Raw genomic sequence first — 17,081 nt, 5'->3', positions numbered from 1 at the left:
TATGTTTTGTATTATGAAATTATAGTGCCCTTTTTATACGTATTTGTCAAAATTTTAATAAAATACTGACTATGAATAGCTTAAAGTTCTCAAGGTCAATTATCAAAAGTCCTGATGTGTGTAGAATCTCGTGGAAACCTATACAATAGTGTGTAACGATTACACATCCCCCCTTCAAAACAAACTGATAATAAACCCTTTACGAATTAAAAAATCCCACTGGCATATTTCCTTTCCCGGAAAGCTGCTCAATGGGATGTATTGTGTGGGAAATTTGAGATGACATAAAGATTATCCTTCCTTCTTCACCTGATGGGCCGGTTTCAACAGGTCATTCACTGTTTTTACCGGGTTAAAGGTGATCAGCGGAACTTCGACGAAAACCGTGTTCCAGAAAGCCATACCGCCATTCCACAACCCGGGGCGTTCCAAAGCCTTTAACTCCTTCCCCTCTTTGGTCTTGGAAGTAATAAAGGCCTGTTTCGGATCGACGAAGTCCGGAAGATTATATTTTTCTCCTTTATAATTCTTTATTCCGCATACGATATCTACAGGATTAAAATGGGTAGCCCCATTAAGTATTTTAACTTGTCGTTTACTACTCTTGTCTATCTGTGCCGACTCTATAATTTGCAGGGAAATTTTACCGTTTTCATCTTTGATCCAGAAAGGCCCTCCCCCGGGGTCTCCTTCATTTCTCACCATACCACATACCCTTATTGGCCTGTTCAGCTTTTCCATAAGGTGTTCTATCTGGTATTTCCTGGTGTATTTATGGAAGTCCGGGGCAGTTAAAGTATTGAGTTTTTCGTACAGGAAAGATTTGATCTCATCGATTTGTTGTGCGGTCACTTCTTCTTCATCGAGCATCCTGGCATAAGCGAATACTTTTTCGCGGTATTTTAACAATATTCCTGCCAGCATCTTTTTATGATCGGCCATTTCGTGCTTATACCTGTACACTACCACATTGTCTATGTTCTTTATAAAAATAATATCCGCCTCCTGGTCGTTCAGGTTCTCTATCAGTGCCCCGTGCCCGGCCGGGCGGAACAATAATGAACCGTCTTCATTCCGGAAGGGTTTATCTTCGGGCGTAACTGCAATGGTATCTGTAGATTTTTTCTGGAAAGAAAAGGAAATAGTAAAAGAAGCCCCGCTCTTTTCCTCCACGTAACTCTCTATATTATTGAATTCCGCATCGAATTTACGGGCATGCTTCTCTGAAACGGTAAAATGCAGGTTTGCCACTCCGTTGGAAACATCATAAAGTGCCGCTTCATATAAATGTTCTTCAAAGGCCGTAGCGCTATGTGTCTTATATTTGTGGAAGGGTAAAAGCCCTTTAGGGAAAGCGCCATAGTCAAATCCGTCTTCGGACAGCATTTCCTTAACGAAAAGATATTTCTGCCTGTCATCGGACAAACGGTCAAAATCAGGGTCCTTTTCTCTAAGGCTTTGCATGACCTGGTCGTAAAAGGGAAGTTTTTCTACCCCGACGAAAAAGGTTTGCATGTCCTGGGCTTTTTCCCGGTTCACATAAGTATTAAAAGTATCTTTTCCGGGATTAAAGCTTTCCAGGAAGCGGAACAATGCCCGGAACATACGGGTTGCCGCACCCGAAGCCGGCACAAATTTCATTATCTCCAGGCCGTCCTTTTTTTGATCATAAAGAGATATAAAATGTTGCTTGTCCCTTTCGGAAACGGATACAATTCCGTTATTTACTGTAGCAGACTCTAACAGATGGACAAAAGGTACGCCTTCTTTAAAAATCTCTATTTGCTGCATTACCTGTTCTACGGTTATTCCTTTTTCCTGAAGTAGTAGCTGATCTTTTTCAGTAAACATTGTCGTTTTTTGCTTTTGGGTTAAGTTGTTTTTTATTTCATGAGGTGTTCTACATGCCCTATCGCTTCCATGAGGCGCTCTTCTTCATTTCCTTTCAAAACAACATAAGGCTTTTTATACTCCTCTAAAGTATTTTTAAAATACCGGAACATCGGCTCCCGCTCTCCGGGTTTATCTCTCAAATCGTCCTCTTCCCAGGGAATGTCAATATACGTCAAAAAGTATAAATCGTACTTATTATGTAAGGCAAATTTTTCTATGTCCGGGTCGCATTCACCATAGTAAATCTCCGAATACACTTTCAGTTCCAGCAGGTTTGTATCACAAAACAATAAGGTATGCGCAAGTGCACTTTTTTTATTCTCCATAAGCATCTGTCCTTCCGCAATAGGCAACATATCTTCCGGTTCACAGGTTTTCTGTTCCCGATCCCATTTCTTTTGAAGGTATTCCCGCATGTATTCGGGCACCCATAACGTATTGTAGTGGGCGGCAAGTTGCCTGGACAGTGTTGTCTTCCCGGTAGATTCCGGTCCGATAAGCGCTATCTTAATAAGGTCTCCGGGCTTTTGTTTAAGTTTTTCTTCCATGCTAAATATCCGAATATGGCTATTACCGTAAAAACAGCGTACTGCAATGAAGTAAATACAAGTCCTTTATACATATAAAGCGGTACGGAAATAAGGTCTCCTATGATCCAATATATCCAGTTTTCCAGTTTCTTTCGCGCCATGAGCCACATTCCCACGAAGAAAATAGCCGTGGTAAGAGTATCGGCATAGGCCGTCCAGCTGTCCCAGTGATCAAAAACTTTGTAAACGCCGAATACAAACCCTATGGTAAGTACAAAAAGTATAACGGACCACTGTTTTTCCTTAAGAGTAGTTGTCGTAACCGGTATAAAATGGGTGGCATCGACCTTTCGGGTCCAGAAATACCAACCATAGATACTCATAGAAAAATAATACCCGTTGATCAGCATATCTCCTAACAGTCCATAGACCCACAGAATATACACATAAATGGCCGTGCTTATAATTCCCGTAGGATAAACCAGTATATTTTCCCTCTTGGAATACAGCACACTCAGGAGGCCAAAGACCATAGCAATAACCTCCAATGCTATCAGGTGCAGCGGAACATTCTCATACTGGGCAAAAGCCCAATCAAAAATGTGGTTCATAATCGCTGCGATCCGATTTTACGATCTTCATATACAACAGCCCTCTCTCCACCAAGTCAAAGGCTTCTTTTATTTCCGTGGTCAACAGGGTCATCACTTTATCATAATCGCCATATACCTGTGTACTCAACGGATTTTCCAATACCGTCAGCCCGGAAGCCCTGAGTTTTTTGATAAAGTGGATAATAGCATCCTCATATTCGTCCTGTAACGGGGTCAATGTAAGTTCTACTGAAATTTTCATGTGATTTTATACTTACTGATTAATTATTTTGCCCGGTTATCCGGTACAACTTTTCCGTAATGCATGCTTTCTATGTTCAGCTGTTATAGCTCTCTAAGGGCATAGGCACAACTAAATCCTTCGAACTCCAGAAACGGCACCCGATATTTCCTTATTTGCCCTTCGTAATGTATCCATGCGGCAGTTTTACCTTCCTCCAAAACAAACGGAATAACCTTCGTATGATCTTTAAAACTTATTCCCCGAACTGCAAAAACCTTGTACAGGCTCTCTTTGGCACACCATATAATAGTAAGTTTACGCACCAGTTCCTTATCGCTGAGGTAGCCGAACTCATAATCTACAAACTTATCGGCTATGATCGTAATTTTTTCCCGTTGTTTCTCAATATCGATACCCACAGGGAAATCGCTGATGATCACAGCAGAAAATTCGAAAGAATGCGTAATGGAGATGTATTTACCATCTTTGAGATGCGGTTTCCCGTTTTCATCATAAAACAAGGCTTCTGCTTCATATCCGGCTTCTTTCAGCAATTGCCGGACACTTAAAAAACCCCTGCGATGAATATCTGATTTCATGGAATCCACACGTTGCAGGCATTTTTGTGTGGGATTTATATTCTGTAGAAGTTCCTCGTAGCTTTCTTCAATTTTCCAGATCCGTATGGTAGTATTTGCGTTTACCGCTATGGTTTTATACAGAGGCATATAAAGGTTTCCGTTCTGAAAGCCCCTTCGGGCATTTGACAATACAAGCTGAAGTTGGTATAACCGAACTATATAGCTGCTATATTTTACTTAGATAAAGTTATTATGTAACTTTGTCCCTTCTTTTCCTTTTTTCCGGAAAGGAGACATAAACCGCTCAAAAAACAAATATACGACTATGAACACAAAAACAGCGCCCTACGTATCATATAAAGTGAAAGATATTTCACTGGCCGATTGGGGAAGAAAGGAAATAGAACTGGCAGAGGCCGAGATGCCCGGCCTGATGTCGCTCCGTGAAGAATATGGTAAAGAACAACCTCTCAAAGGGGCACGTATTGCAGGTTGTCTGCATATGACCGTACAGACTGCCGTGCTTATAGAAACCCTGGTTGCCCTCGGAGCAGAGGTCACCTGGAGTTCCTGTAATATTTTCTCCACACAGGATCATGCAGCAGCAGCCATTGCCGCTGCCGGAATACCGGTTTACGCATGGAAAGGTATGAATGAAGAGGAATTTGACTGGTGTATCGAACAAACACTGTTTTTCGGAGAAGACCGTAAACCCCTGAACCTGATACTGGACGATGGCGGAGATCTTACCAATATGGTACTGGATCGCTATCCGGACCTGGTTCCCGGGATCAAAGGGCTTTCGGAAGAAACCACTACGGGGGTTCACCGTTTGTACGAAAGAATGAATAACGGCACCCTGCCGCTTCCCGCTATCAATGTTAACGACTCGGTAACCAAGTCCAAATTCGACAACAAATACGGCTGCCGCGAAAGTGCCGTAGATGCTATCCGACGGGCCACCGATGTGATGCTCGCCGGGAAACGCGTTGTGGTTTGTGGCTACGGCGATGTAGGAAAAGGAACCGCAGCTTCTTTCCGTGGAGCCGGGGCCATTGTTACGGTAACGGAAATAGACCCCATATGCGCTCTTCAGGCTGCCATGGACGGTTATGAGGTGAAAAAACTGGAGACCGTGTTAGCCAAAGCCGATATTGTTATTACCACAACTGGAAATAAAGATATCGTGGTAGGCCGTCATTTCGAGAAAATGAAGGATAAAACCATCGTATGTAATATCGGTCATTTTGACAACGAAATTGATGTTGCCTGGCTGCATAAAAACCACGGGGCTTCTAAAGTGAACATCAAACCCCAGGTAGATAAATACACCGTAAACGGCAACGATATTATACTGCTGGCCGAAGGACGACTTGTAAACCTGGGATGTGCTACCGGGCACCCGAGTTTTGTGATGAGTAATTCTTTCACAAACCAGACCCTGGCACAGATAGAATTGTGGAAAAATGAAAACCAGTACGAGAACAAAGTATACACCCTGCCCAAACACCTCGACGAAAAAGTGGCCAGACTCCACCTGGAAAAAATAGGTGTGGAACTGGAAACCCTGAACGAGGACCAGGCAAAATATATTGGAGTTACCGTAGAAGGTCCGTATAAACCTGATTACTACAGGTACTAACCTACTAGCACCTGAATTACCACATATAAATCAGATAAGGCTGTTTCAAAACAATTTTGAAGCAGCCTTAAATTTTATCTCCTGTTTTCACGGAGAAAAACTCCGTATTCTTTAATTTAGCATAAAACAATTTCATGAAGATCATTTCCTATAATGTAAACGGTATACGGGCAGCACTAACCAAAGGCTTCCTCGACTGGCTGCAAAGCGCTGATCCCGATGTAATCTGTATCCAGGAAACCAAGGCGAGAATGGATCAGTTAGATCTTTCTCTTTTTGAAAAGGTCGGTTATCCTTATCACTACTGGTTTAGTGCCGAAAAGAAAGGATATAGCGGAGTTGCCATTCTGTCCAAGATACAACCGGGCCATGTGGAATTCGGAACAGGGATAGATTATATGGATGCCGAGGGAAGAAATATCCGCGCCGATTTTAATGGTGTTTCTGTTATGAGCCTCTATCTGCCCTCCGGGACAAACATTCAACGACTGGATCATAAATTACAGTACATGGCCGATTTTCAGGAATATATAAACCGGTTAAAACTGGAAAAGCCAAACCTGGTCATTTCAGGCGATTACAATATCTGCCACCGTGCCATAGACATCCACGACCCGGTGCGCAATGCCAATGTCTCCGGTTTTCTTCCCGTAGAAAGGACCTGGATAGACAATTTTATAAACAGTGGGTTTATAGACAGTTTCCGTCACTTTAACGCAGACCCACATCATTATTCGTGGTGGAGTTACCGCGCCAATGCCCGTAACAATAATAAAGGATGGCGTATCGATTATAATATGGTAAGCAAGCCCCTGCAAGAAAACCTGCAAAGGGCCGTTATATTACCAGAGGCAAAACACAGTGACCATTGCCCTATACTGGTAGAATTGAACGTATAAAAACCTGTAATCATGTTTCGAAATATAATTCTCGGTATCGCTTGTATTTCTCTGGTGTCTTCCTGCGTATCTTCTAAAGTGTATAAAGACCTGGAGAGCCGTTACCATACCCTAAAAGAAGAAAGAGACACCCTGGCCGGTAAAAACCAGGAACTAGAAACCACAAAGAACCGCCTGGAAAATGAGCTTTCGACTTTGCAAAAAGCATATGATGACGCCGTTGCGGAGCGGGACAGGTTGCAACGGGAATATACCGCAGCAAAAAACAATCTCGAAAATTTACAGGAATCCTACGACGCACTCGAAAAAAACAGCAGCACAGCCATAGCAGAAAACTCCAAAAAGAACCGCGAACTCCTGGCCGAACTGGAAACCAAAGAAAATGCCCTGGCTGAAGAAAGCGCCCGCCTGGAAGCATTGAAAAAACAACTGGAAACCCGGTCAAAACGGGTAGATGAACTGGAAAGCCTTATCGCTTCCAAAGACGCCGCTATGCAAAAACTGAAAGATGCCGTCTCCAGAGCCCTTCTCGATTTTGAAGGCAACGGATTAACGGTAGAACAACGGGACGGCAAAGTATATGTTTCTATGGAAAACAAACTGCTGTTCGAAAGCGGAAGCTGGGCCGTGGGCTCAGAAGGCCGGAGAGCCGTAATTGAGCTCGGAAAAGTACTCGCCCAAAATCCCGATATTTCCGTCCTCATCGAAGGGCATACCGATAATGTGCCTTACCGGGGCAGCGGACAGGTCAGGGACAACTGGGACCTTTCCACAAAAAGAGCTACAGCTATCGTTCAGATACTTCGTGAAAACGGGAATATCAACCCGCAGAATCTCACTGCTGCCGGAAGAAGCGAATATGCCCCGGTTGCCCCCAATACCAGTCAGGAAGGAAAGGCAAAAAACCGGAGAATAGAAGTTATACTCACACCCAAGCTGGATGAAGTGTCCAGGTTGCTCAACGAAATATAATCATTTTCGTAAGGAATCAAATACCCCCGGAAAAGCCTTATCCTCACTCTTTTCCGGGTTTATTTTTATAAATCAGAAATTGCTATGAAATACACTACACTTCCCAATACCAATATTAAAGTAAGTAAAATATGCCTGGGCACCATGACCTGGGGACAACAAAATACCGAAGCAGAGGGGCATGAACAAATGGATTATGCCCTGGAACAAGGAATTAACTTCTTTGATACTGCCGAACTCTACCCGGTACCTGCCCGGAAAGAAACCCAGGGAGCTACGGAAAAGATCATAGGCTCGTGGTTCAAAAAGACCGGGAACAGGGACAAAATCATCCTGGCATCCAAAGTAACCGGACCGGGATATTCCAACCAGCATATCCGGCAGACAGGTTTTGAAAAAGATGCCATACACGAAGCCCTTAATGCAAGTTTGCAGCGCCTCCAAACCGATTACATAGACCTTTATCAACTCCATTGGCCGGAACGGAATACCAATTTTTTTGGTAAAAAAGATTATACACATGACGAAAACGAACAATGGCAGGATAATTTCGCTGAAATCCTGGAAACACTTAACGGACTGATCAAAGAAGGTAAAGTGCGCCACATCGGGGTATCTAACGAAACACCTTACGGCGTAATGCGATTCCTGGAGGAAAGCAAAAAGCAGAATCTGCCCGGAATAATAACGGTGCAAAATCCGTATTCCCTGCTAAACCGTCTCTACGAAGTGGGCCTTGCGGAAATATCTATACGTAAGAATATCGGCCTGTTACCGTATTCCCCCCTGGCTTTCGGGGTACTCAGCGGAAAATATCTGGCCGGAAAACCGGGAAATGCAAGAATAACCTTATTCCCCGCTTTTAAACGTTACAGCGGCGCCCAAGCAACAGAAGCGACCCGCAGATACTACGAACTGGCAAAGAACAACAATCTGTCGCCAGCTCAAATGGCCCTGGCCTTTGTAAATCAACAACCCTTTGTTACCAGTAATATTATCGGGGCTACCTCCATGGAGCAACTCCGGGAAAATATAGACAGCATTCATTTACAACTGGATGAGACCGTAATACGGGAAATAAACACTATTCATAAACAAATACCTAATCCGGCTCCTTAACCCGGGATGGATCGCCGATATGGAATTTAGCATACGGTTTCCCGGGGACAAATCCTTTTTTAGTATTTTTGAACCCGGATAGGGCTAAAGGCACATTCGCAACTTCAAATTTGAACCTATGAGTGAAATAAGACACAACTGGACCAAAGAAGAAATACTGGAGATATACAACAAACCATTCATGGAACTGCTTTACGATGCTGCTACGGTGCACCGTAAACATCACGATCCGAATACCGTACAGGTTTCCACGCTCCTATCCATAAAAACAGGGGGATGCCCCGAAGATTGCGGCTATTGTCCTCAGGCGGCACGTTATCACACTGATATAGAAGGCAACGACCTAATGAGTGTTCAGCAGGTAAAAGCGCAGGCCCTCCGGGCAAAATCCGCCGGAAGCTCCAGGGTATGTATGGGCGCAGCATGGAGAAATGTAAAAGACGGACCGGAATTCGATGAAGTGCTGGAGATGGTACGTACCATAAACAAACTGGAAATGGAAGTGTGCTGTACACTGGGTATGATTACCGAGAACCAGGCGCAAAGACTCGCCGAAGCCGGTTTATATGCGTATAACCACAACCTGGACACTTCCGAAGAATATTATAAAGAAGTCATTTCCACAAGGGGATACGAAGACCGTTTGCAGACCATAGAAAATGTACGTAAAACCAATGTTACGGTCTGTAGTGGTGGTATTATCGGAATGGGAGAAAGTGCTGGAGACCGGGCCGGAATGCTGGTTGCCCTTTCCACTCTCGATCCGCAACCGGAATCCGTACCTATCAACGCGCTTGTAGCCGTAGACGGGACCCCGATGGAAGACCAGGAGCCGGTGGAAATATGGGAAATGATACGCATGGTAGCCACTACCCGTATTGTAATGCCCGAAACCCAGGTTCGCCTTTCTGCCGGGAGAACAAGTATGAGCAGAGAAGGACAGGCCATGTGCTTCTTTGCCGGCGCCAATTCCATTTTTGCCGGGGATAAACTGCTCACCACCCCCAACCCGGACGTCCACGAAGATATGCAGATGTTCCGCGCATTGGGACTCAATCCGCAAAAACCCTTTACACAGAAAGAGCAGCCCCAGACCGTGGAAGCCGAAAATTCCCTGTTCCAGCCCCTGGGAGAAAAACCCAAATGGAGCAGACCGGGTCATATGATTCCCCGTAATGAAATAGCTAAACAAAAAAGTAAATAATTATAAAAACTAAATAAAAAATTATTAGATTTGCACCCCGATTTCAAGCCTCGGTGGCGGAATTGGTAGACGCGCCGGATTCAAAATCCGGTTCTTTCGGGAGTGTGGGTTCGATTCCCACCCGAGGTACGGAAAAACCCTGTGAAGTATTGATTTCACAGGGTTTTTGTTTTTAAGGGCTAAGGATAGGGCAATTTCCTTTAAATATTAGAGTTCATCCTCGCAACTGGTTTTTCCTGGTTCAGAAAAACCTGCTTACAGAATTATTCGAAAAGGAATAAAGAAAGCACAAAAATGACAAACAGGCGATAATTCCAATTAATGTACAAAGAAGTAAACATTTGTACTAATATTTTCACCAAATCTACACACTATCAAATTAATACAGAATTATTTTTGGTTTCATAATTAACCAGTTAAATACCAATTATATGAGAACCAGAATTAGATATTCGTTTGTTAGTATCTTTATCTTTTTGCTGTTTTTTACAGCTTGTGATAAAGAGAAAGAACCTTTGATGTCGGATAAAGCATTGCATAACAATGCCATTGAGTATGCAGGTAACCAGAATACTTCCATGAAGTTTTTGAGTTTGGGTGCAAATTTTAATGAAGAAATAGCAGACATAGATAATGACTTACTGGAGAATGCCGGGGTTAAATGGGTGCGAGGCTTTGTTAACATCAATAGATTATTCCTTAATTATACTGATGAAAGGGGAATATGGGGTGTTAGAAGTCAAGCCATTACTAACTTCCAGCCGATAATCCCTTTTATAAATGCCAAAAAAACAGCAACCGAAAACGGAAGAAAGGTAAAGCTAATATTCAGTTTAAAACTACAATTTAAAAATAGAAATATGGGGGTTCCTGAGCCGGGCTCCAAAGGAATGGATTTAATGATGAAGGCCATTGAGGAATTCCTGTTGGCCAAAAACCTGGGAAGAGAAATAGCTGTATTGGTACTGGGTAATGAACCCATGTGGGAAACACCTTTGGAAGATGTTGCTAATTACGAATATTTTTTAAATTCTTTAATTGACAGTGTCGGTACGTGGAAAAAGAAAAATGAATGGGATTTTAAAACCTATATAGGCGCCCTTAACAGAGTGTCGGAAGTGCGACAAAATGCCATAGGGAATAAAGTCTTGGAAATAGCTAAAAACAACAACAAAATCGATGGTTTAGATATCCACATGCATGTTGATGATATTTTGGAGATAGAAGACGATCTTAAATTTATTCGTGAAGACATGGGAATTACCAAAAGTTTAATCTGTACTGAATTTTCGATCGTTCGCTTATTTAATCAGCATAGCAATGATCTGTTAGGGAAAGAGTTTGCCTCCCAATACGGATATCCTGAAAACACAAGAATTTTCCAGTGGCTCAATAGCGCTATGGTGGCAGCCCAATCGGGAACTCCTATTTCTGCAACCGAATTTGAACATGGATTTAAGACCAGGGACTGGTATCCGGATGAATGGTTTTTTGATTTTATAAAAGCCTTTAAAAAATATGATGTGGATATAGCCACCTATCGTTTACAAAGCCATGTTAGAGATCCTTTGCGATTACTGGATAAAAATTCAGCCATGTGGAGTGTAAATGCGCCCTATAACGGAGAACTTTTAGGATATTTTGAAAATGGGTTCCCTAATAAAAATCCACTGGTAATTCCCGAATATGAAACTGTATTAAAAGTGCACTAAACAATAATGCCTATTAAATATTCAAAACTTAAAATTTTATGTTGAATGCTATTCTAACTAAAAGAATGCTGAGGGTTTTATTGATTTTGCTTGGAACATTACGGTTTTTCTCTCCTATAGGGAACCCATAGGGTATAGAGCTCGTCCTCACCCCACTCAAGGTACATAAGAACCCTGTAAAACACTAGTTTTACGGGTTTTTTTGATTTTTGAGAGTGATGAACGGGCTATCTTCAAGTAGATTGAAAAAGTTCATAAACATGTTTCCAGGCCTTCCAAATCAACTTCAGATACCTTTTTATCAATTATTATCAGTGCACCATTTGAATGTGTAGTGTTAGAGGCTATGATCATCGCAATGTCTTGAACTGCTTCAACAGACTGTCTAAAACTTTTTGGTCAATATTTTATCCTAGCCTTTCTCGGGTATGTTGCATAGCTTCGTTACTGGAAGCAAAGTAGCATACTTTTATTCCCATTTTCTGCATAGTAGCCAGCGCTTTTTCTACCTTTTTTTTTGATTTATTACGCTTTGTCTTTCTGATATATACAGTACTTATATGTTCAGGGAAAATTTTGGATATATTTTCATAGATAAATGGGTCCTGTTGGCTATCATCACCCAATAATACAAATCTCAATTCGGGATAAAATTCTACCAAATGTTTTATCTTATAGAATTTATGATTATGGTCACCACCCCCGGTGAATAAAAAATCTGCAATCCCTGTTTTTATATCCTTTAGTATTAGTACCGCTTTAGGAAATTGATGTAATTGCGTAAACCGTATAATGAAATTATATAAGTTCCATTCACTACTACTCACATAAAAAAAAGCATTATTGGTATCTTTATCTTCCCGACCGAGTATATTTAACAAACGATAGTGATCTACTACTTCTTCAAATACATGTCTTTTATTGATGTTTTTGGTAAGCAGCACATATAATTTTTTGAAAATATTTCCGGAATGGGATAAAAGAAATGTATCATCTATATCAGAAATTACTCCATACTCTCCTGCATAGGGTTTTACAAACTCCCCTTCATTTTTTCTGGTGATTCCATCAATTGTGGTTTCAATCATAAAATGATGCCAACCACTTTCCAGGTCGTCATCATAAGGAACAGTAAACCCGAAATGTCCGTCGTCTAAAGTTCGGGTCCTGACTTCTAAATCTTTAAAACGAAAAGTAACCTCTACATTGGTTATGGTCTTTATACTGAACATTCGAATAACTGCCCAGGCATGCTTATACCAACGCTTATCCAAATCAAAAATATCTGGAGTATACTTTTTGAATATATGCCCCATCACTACTATTTCCCTGGAATTGGCATAGCTTCGATAAATTTTAAGCTTAACTTCCATAAATTAAGTACAATATAACATTATCACTTCATTAAAATTTATATTTTTAACACTTTAACAGATACAAAAAACATGCGATTATTGTTGGTGGTGAACCCTGTAAGCGGGGATAATGATAAAGAACCTCTTATCAAAAAAATAAAAGATCATCTAAATACCCAAAATCATTTAGATATTTTTAAGACTAACGGAAAAGATGATCCGGAAAAACTCCGGCAATGTTTTCAAAAAACATATGACAGAGTATTGATTATGGGAGGAGATGGAACTATCAAACTCGTGGCTGAAGTTGTTACGGGCAATCGCCCTTTAAGTATAGGGATAATTCCGGCAGGCTCTGCCAATGGCCTTGCCAATGATTTAGAACTACCACTTTCCGCAGAGGAAGCCATACCTGTAGCCTTAGGGTCCAAAACCCGAAAAATAGATGTCATCTGCTTAAATGACGAATTAGGATTGCATATCAGTGATTTGGGATTAAATGCTGAACTTATAAAAGAATATCAGAACAGCTTCTTTCGTGGAAAACTAGGTTATGCTCTTAACTCCATTCCCACTTTGTTCCAAAGTGAGGGGCCCTATAATTTTACGATTGAGACTAAGGATAAAACCTATAACCATACGGGTATTATGCTGGCCTTTGCCAACAGTAAAAAATTCGGAACCGGTGCAGTAGTAAATCCCGATGGCAAAATTGATGATGGAATTTTTGAAATACTTGTTTTTAAAAAATTCGATGTCATCGAAATTTTTAAAACATTGCAAAACGCAGAGAGCCTTTCCAGTGATTTTGTGGAAATCATTCCTGTCAAACAAGCCAAAGTAAGGACTGAAAAACCGGTTGATTTTCAGATTGACGGAGAGTATTGCCATGCTGTTTCTGAAGTAAATGCTTATATCGCTCCACAAAAACTGGAAATCGCCATTGCAGAATGATTAATCTTATAAAATAACTTTATCCAATTACGGATTTATGGTTATATAAGATCAAAAGACCTGTTCTCTTCACTCAAAAAAAGCCGCCCTTTTACAGGCGGCCTTTTAATTGCCGGCTTTTGTAATAAGGATACCCCTACCCTTACGCAAAAGCAATTCCATAAACTATTAAGACAAAACTATCCCGTTTAGACCATTTGAGATAATAAGAACGTGTTTTGCATCCGAAAGTCTATGTTCTCCAAGCAACCTAATCTTTATATAAGTGTGTTGTAACCCATTACTATATTTCTACAGGATACAAATATATACAAAAAACATAAAAACTAACTGTATATCGTTAGAAAGAGGTGCTAAAAATTTTGGACTTTTCTCTGATCTATGGATAAACCAACTTTTAATCATCTCCTGGGGGGCTTTATCCGGTCTAAACGTGAGGAAATAGGCTGGACGCAGTCTGACCTGGCTTCGCGCATAGGCAACAACTCCCAGAATGTTTCTGCCATAGAGCGGGGTATCGTCAGCCCCACGTTATTCTGGTGCAGCGAGGTGCTGGCCCCTGCGTTAAATATGACCTCCGTAGACTTCCTAACCGAATTTGAAAAATTCAAACAGGGTAAATAGACTTCATCCTCTTTGCTTAAATTATCCGTATTTTATATCCATAGTACAAAAAAGACCGCTCCTGACAGAAACGGCCTTTTCAATCCTTATTATTCCAATACTGGTAATCTTTTACACAGTAATATCTACATCAGCTTCCCTGATGGCTCCGAATCCTCCTGATATATCTGCAAAATTGTGGATTCCTCTGCTTTTCAGAATAGAAGCGGCGATCATGGAACGGTATCCCCCTGCGCAATGAATGTAGAATTTCTCACCTTCCGGGAATTCCGTCAAATGATCATTAAGATAATCCAGGGATGCTAAATGCGCTCCTTTTACGTGGCCGGATTCATACTCGGTTTCTTTACGTACATCAAAAACGGGTACTTCCGCTTTCTTTTGCATTTCCTTTAATTCGTCCGCAGTAACAGAATTCACCGTGTCGTATTCCCTACCGTCCTCTTTCCATGCTTCAAAACCACCGTCCAGATATCCCAGGGTATTGTCAAAACCAACACGCGAGAGCCTTGTTACGGTCTCTTCTTCTCTTCCTTCGGGGGTGACCAGCAATATAGGTTGAGCCGTGTCCATAATAAGTGCTCCCACCCAGGGAGCGAAACTCCCGTCTATACCAATAAAGATAGATCGGGGAATGTGTCCTTTTTCAAAATCGGACTGGTGCCGTACATCCAGTACTACAGCGCCTGTTTTGTTTGCCAAAGCCTCAAATTCCGAGGGATTCAACGGGCTGGCACCACGCTTCAGTACCTCATCGATATCCGCATATCCTTCCTTGTTCATCCGTACGTTATGCGGAAAATATTGCGGCGGAGGTAACAGGCCATCGGTAACCTCTTTGATAAACTCTTCCCGGGTCATATCTTCCCGGAGTGCATAGTTTACCTCTTTCTGATTGCCAAGAGTATCTACGGTTTCTTTCATCATATTCTTACCACAAGCCGATCCTGCTCCGTGGCCGGGATATACGATAACATGGTCATCCAAAGGCATAATCTTTTCACGCAGGCTGTCATAGAGCAACCCCGCCAGTTCTTCCTGGGTCATGTGGGCGGCTTTTTGAGCCAGGTCCGGCCTTCCCACATCTCCCAGGAAGAGAGTGTCACCACTGAAAATAGCGTAATCCTTTCCATCTTTGTCTCTAAGGAGATAAGTGGTACTTTCCATGGTATGCCCCGGCGTATGCAATACCAAAATAGTTATTTCCCCGAGAGAAAATTCCTGCCCGTCTTCCGCTATAATAGATTCAAAATCCGGGTTTGCGGTAGGGCCATAAACAATGGGAGCACCTGTTTCCCTGGACAAGGTAACATGTCCGCTTACAAAATCGGCGTGAAAATGGGTTTCGAAAATGTACTTAATCTTCGCCCCGTTCTTTTTCGCTTTTTCTATATAAGGGTGTACCTCCCGCAAAGGGTCTATAATTGCCACCTCGCCATTGCTCTCTATGTAGTAAGCTCCCTGGGCAAGGCATCCGGTATATATTTGTTCTACTTTCATCTGTTTATTTTTTATTGTTTTTTACCATCAGATGAAACCCCTGCCGGCAGGCGAAAAGGTTTCATGATATAAATTTAACAGCTTGTTTTTTCTTTCTCCAAATAGCCAGGCCAAATTACTATCCTTGCCCCGGGTATTATATGATTTTTATCAGTTATCTCATAAATGTGTAACCTCTTCTATGAGAATATATATCGCCATGACCAATACAAACCATCCAAATCCTTTTTTAAGCTTCTTTCCATCAGCTTTGCCGGAGAGGTAACTGCCGGCAAATATCCCTGCAATGGCTATTCCGGTAAAAATGAGCAGCAGGTTCCAGTCTATTTGCATAACCCCAACATCTCCGGCAAAACCCACGATAGAATTAATAGAAATGATAAGCAAGGAAGTGGCTACCGCTTTTTTCATGGGCAGCTTGGCAAAAAGCACCAGGGCGGGAATAATGAGAAATCCGCCCCCGGCCCCCACAAAACCGGCAACAACACCCACTAATATACCTTCCAGAAAAAGAATATGATAGTGATAATCGGATACATTGGTAATAATATTTTTTTTCTTGTTGCGCAGCATGGAAATGGAGGTAATAAGCATTATTAAAGCAAAAAACACCATAATAACATGGTCTTTGGTAACCTCTGTTTCGCCAATAGAGAAAAGGTTGTGTGGAATAGCAGGCATCACAAACCTTCGCATTACATAAACCACTACAAAAGCAGGGAAGGCAAACACAAAAGCTGTTCTAACCTGCACCAGTTTTTTCCGAATGTTGATGAACGCACCGATGAGCGAAGATACTCCAACGACAAAAAGAGAGTACCCCGTAGCCGTGGCCGGACTGACCCCCATAAGGTAGACGAGGACAGGAACCGTTAAAATAGACCCCCCTCCACCGATAAGGCCGAGAATTATACCTATGAGAAGAGCTCCTATGAAACCAGATATCTGGAGAATATCCATAATGCTGTACTTATAATTTACTACAAAAGTAAGATATCCGGAAGAGGTAATCGGTAACAAAGGTTACATGGTAGGGCAAACACACTATATATAGAAAATTCCGGGTTCGGTGAAAAGTTAAAAACAGTTTTTTAGTCCCGATAATATCGGGATGGAGTTCGGAGTTGATGATTTAGGGCTGAAACTAAACTACAGGCTTTAAGTCCTACAGCGGTTTAGCTGTCCGTTTAAAGAGAGAAACAACTCTGGATAACCTGTTCCTGGTTTTAGCTTTTAATGTGATCATAAAAAGAGTCCCT

Annotated in this window: 16 protein-coding genes and 1 tRNA gene; 9 read left to right on the top strand and 8 right to left on the bottom strand. The window is 41.8% G+C overall.

The genetic code is table 11. The features are described from left to right. Positions 1-291: 291 nt before the first annotated feature. The 5 genes from ACVBDY_RS19675 to ACVBDY_RS19655 all read right to left on the bottom strand — a co-directional run bounded on the left by ACVBDY_RS19675 (position 292) and on the right by ACVBDY_RS19655 (position 3,988). Positions 292-1,851 carry a DUF4301 family protein gene (locus ACVBDY_RS19675; protein WP_447177173.1) on the bottom strand — a complete coding sequence of 520 codons (1,560 nt, stop codon included), beginning with the start codon at positions 1,849-1,851 and terminating at the stop codon, positions 292-294. A 32-nt stretch (positions 1,852-1,883) separates the two neighbouring features. Next, entirely contained in the window at positions 1,884-2,441 is a 558-nt protein-coding gene (locus tag ACVBDY_RS19670; protein WP_447177172.1) for an ATP/GTP-binding protein, read from the bottom strand. Then, positions 2,396-3,034 (bottom strand): nicotinamide riboside transporter PnuC, encoded by a 639-nt coding sequence (gene pnuC / locus ACVBDY_RS19665; RefSeq protein WP_447177171.1) that lies wholly within the window; start codon positions 3,032-3,034, stop codon positions 2,396-2,398. Before pnuC ends, ACVBDY_RS19670 begins: the two co-directional genes overlap by 46 nt. Then, positions 3,018-3,278 carry a thiamine-binding protein gene (locus tag ACVBDY_RS19660; RefSeq protein ID WP_447177170.1) on the bottom strand — a complete coding sequence of 87 codons (261 nt, stop codon included), beginning with the start codon at positions 3,276-3,278 and terminating at the stop codon, positions 3,018-3,020. Before ACVBDY_RS19660 ends, pnuC begins: the two co-directional genes overlap by 17 nt. An 83-nt stretch (positions 3,279-3,361) precedes the next feature. After that, positions 3,362-3,988 carry a 4'-phosphopantetheinyl transferase family protein gene (locus ACVBDY_RS19655; protein WP_447177169.1) on the bottom strand — a complete coding sequence of 209 codons (627 nt, stop codon included), beginning with the start codon at positions 3,986-3,988 and terminating at the stop codon, positions 3,362-3,364. Positions 3,989-4,166: 178 nt separating this feature from the next. On the opposite strand from ACVBDY_RS19655, the gene ahcY reads away from it, so the two are divergent. The 7 genes from ahcY (at position 4,167) to ACVBDY_RS19620 (ending at position 11,389) form a co-directional block, all read left to right on the top strand. Next, on the top strand, positions 4,167-5,483 hold the full coding sequence (gene ahcY, locus ACVBDY_RS19650) for an adenosylhomocysteinase (RefSeq protein ID WP_447177168.1): 1,317 nt from the start codon (positions 4,167-4,169) through the stop codon (positions 5,481-5,483). Between the two features lie 134 nt (positions 5,484-5,617). Further along, entirely contained in the window at positions 5,618-6,382 is a 765-nt protein-coding gene (locus ACVBDY_RS19645) for an exodeoxyribonuclease III (RefSeq protein WP_447177167.1), read from the top strand. A 12-nt stretch (positions 6,383-6,394) separates the two neighbouring features. After that, the gene (locus ACVBDY_RS19640) at positions 6,395-7,354 is read left to right on the top strand and encodes an OmpA family protein (RefSeq protein ID WP_447177166.1); all 960 of its coding nucleotides are present in this window, start codon (positions 6,395-6,397) and stop codon (positions 7,352-7,354) included. Between the two features lie 84 nt (positions 7,355-7,438). Then, a complete protein-coding gene (locus ACVBDY_RS19635) occupies positions 7,439-8,473 on the top strand; it encodes an NADP(H)-dependent aldo-keto reductase (protein ID WP_447177165.1) in 1,035 nt (344 codons plus the stop codon). Positions 8,474-8,591: 118 nt separating this feature from the next. Further along, positions 8,592-9,677 (top strand): biotin synthase BioB, encoded by a 1,086-nt coding sequence (gene bioB / locus ACVBDY_RS19630; RefSeq protein WP_447177164.1) that lies wholly within the window; start codon positions 8,592-8,594, stop codon positions 9,675-9,677. A 47-nt stretch (positions 9,678-9,724) separates the two neighbouring features. Then, positions 9,725-9,806 (top strand) — tRNA-Leu (locus tag ACVBDY_RS19625). Positions 9,807-10,108: 302 nt separating this feature from the next. Further along, complete coding sequence (locus ACVBDY_RS19620) at positions 10,109-11,389, top strand: hypothetical protein (protein ID WP_447177163.1); 1,281 nt, start codon at positions 10,109-10,111, stop codon at positions 11,387-11,389. Between the two features lie 407 nt (positions 11,390-11,796). Here ACVBDY_RS19620 and ACVBDY_RS19615 read toward each other — a convergent pair whose 3' ends face one another. Next, positions 11,797-12,762: an App1 family protein phosphatidate phosphatase gene (locus ACVBDY_RS19615; protein ID WP_447177162.1), complete on the bottom strand. Its 966-nt coding sequence runs from the start codon at positions 12,760-12,762 to the stop codon at positions 11,797-11,799. A gap of 72 nt (positions 12,763-12,834) precedes the next feature. Between ACVBDY_RS19615 and ACVBDY_RS19610 the strand changes: the two genes are divergently transcribed. Beyond that, positions 12,835-13,698 carry a diacylglycerol/lipid kinase family protein gene (locus ACVBDY_RS19610; protein WP_447177161.1) on the top strand — a complete coding sequence of 288 codons (864 nt, stop codon included), beginning with the start codon at positions 12,835-12,837 and terminating at the stop codon, positions 13,696-13,698. A 381-nt stretch (positions 13,699-14,079) separates the two neighbouring features. Next, positions 14,080-14,322, top strand: a complete 243-nt coding sequence (locus tag ACVBDY_RS19605; RefSeq protein ID WP_447177160.1) for a helix-turn-helix domain-containing protein — start codon at positions 14,080-14,082, stop codon at positions 14,320-14,322. 111 nt (positions 14,323-14,433) lie between these two features. Here the strand turns inward: ACVBDY_RS19605 and ACVBDY_RS19600 are convergent, their stop codons facing one another. Both ACVBDY_RS19600 and ACVBDY_RS19595 read right to left on the bottom strand, forming a co-directional pair. Then, positions 14,434-15,822 carry an MBL fold metallo-hydrolase gene (locus ACVBDY_RS19600; RefSeq protein ID WP_447177159.1) on the bottom strand — a complete coding sequence of 463 codons (1,389 nt, stop codon included), beginning with the start codon at positions 15,820-15,822 and terminating at the stop codon, positions 14,434-14,436. A 159-nt stretch (positions 15,823-15,981) separates the two neighbouring features. Continuing rightward, positions 15,982-16,782: a sulfite exporter TauE/SafE family protein gene (locus tag ACVBDY_RS19595; protein ID WP_447177250.1), complete on the bottom strand. Its 801-nt coding sequence runs from the start codon at positions 16,780-16,782 to the stop codon at positions 15,982-15,984. Positions 16,783-17,081 lie beyond the last annotated feature (299 nt).

This window comes from Sinomicrobium halophytocola, assembly GCF_052983395.1.
The sequence above is the reverse complement of the archived record's forward strand: the minus strand, read 5'-3'. Positions and strand labels throughout refer to the sequence as shown.

Bases quoted from the DNA above. Each gene is read 5' to 3' on its own strand.
- ACVBDY_RS19675 (WP_447177173.1), bottom strand. From the start codon at position 1,851: ATGTTTACTGAAAAAGATCAGCTACTACTTCAGGAAAAAGGAATAACC.
- ACVBDY_RS19670 (WP_447177172.1), bottom strand. From the start codon at position 2,441: ATGGAAGAAAAACTTAAACAAAAGCCCGGAGACCTTATTAAGATAGCG.
- pnuC (WP_447177171.1), bottom strand. From the start codon at position 3,034: ATGAACCACATTTTTGATTGGGCTTTTGCCCAGTATGAGAATGTTCCG.
- ACVBDY_RS19660 (WP_447177170.1), bottom strand. From the start codon at position 3,278: ATGAAAATTTCAGTAGAACTTACATTGACCCCGTTACAGGACGAATAT.
- ACVBDY_RS19655 (WP_447177169.1), bottom strand. From the start codon at position 3,988: ATGCCTCTGTATAAAACCATAGCGGTAAACGCAAATACTACCATACGG.
- ahcY (WP_447177168.1), top strand. From the start codon at position 4,167: ATGAACACAAAAACAGCGCCCTACGTATCATATAAAGTGAAAGATATT.
- ACVBDY_RS19645 (WP_447177167.1), top strand. From the start codon at position 5,618: ATGAAGATCATTTCCTATAATGTAAACGGTATACGGGCAGCACTAACC.
- ACVBDY_RS19640 (WP_447177166.1), top strand. From the start codon at position 6,395: ATGTTTCGAAATATAATTCTCGGTATCGCTTGTATTTCTCTGGTGTCT.
- ACVBDY_RS19635 (WP_447177165.1), top strand. From the start codon at position 7,439: ATGAAATACACTACACTTCCCAATACCAATATTAAAGTAAGTAAAATA.
- bioB (WP_447177164.1), top strand. From the start codon at position 8,592: ATGAGTGAAATAAGACACAACTGGACCAAAGAAGAAATACTGGAGATA.
- ACVBDY_RS19620 (WP_447177163.1), top strand. From the start codon at position 10,109: ATGAGAACCAGAATTAGATATTCGTTTGTTAGTATCTTTATCTTTTTG.
- ACVBDY_RS19615 (WP_447177162.1), bottom strand. From the start codon at position 12,762: ATGGAAGTTAAGCTTAAAATTTATCGAAGCTATGCCAATTCCAGGGAA.
- ACVBDY_RS19610 (WP_447177161.1), top strand. From the start codon at position 12,835: ATGCGATTATTGTTGGTGGTGAACCCTGTAAGCGGGGATAATGATAAA.
- ACVBDY_RS19605 (WP_447177160.1), top strand. From the start codon at position 14,080: ATGGATAAACCAACTTTTAATCATCTCCTGGGGGGCTTTATCCGGTCT.
- ACVBDY_RS19600 (WP_447177159.1), bottom strand. From the start codon at position 15,822: ATGAAAGTAGAACAAATATATACCGGATGCCTTGCCCAGGGAGCTTAC.
- ACVBDY_RS19595 (WP_447177250.1), bottom strand. From the start codon at position 16,782: ATGGATATTCTCCAGATATCTGGTTTCATAGGAGCTCTTCTCATAGGT.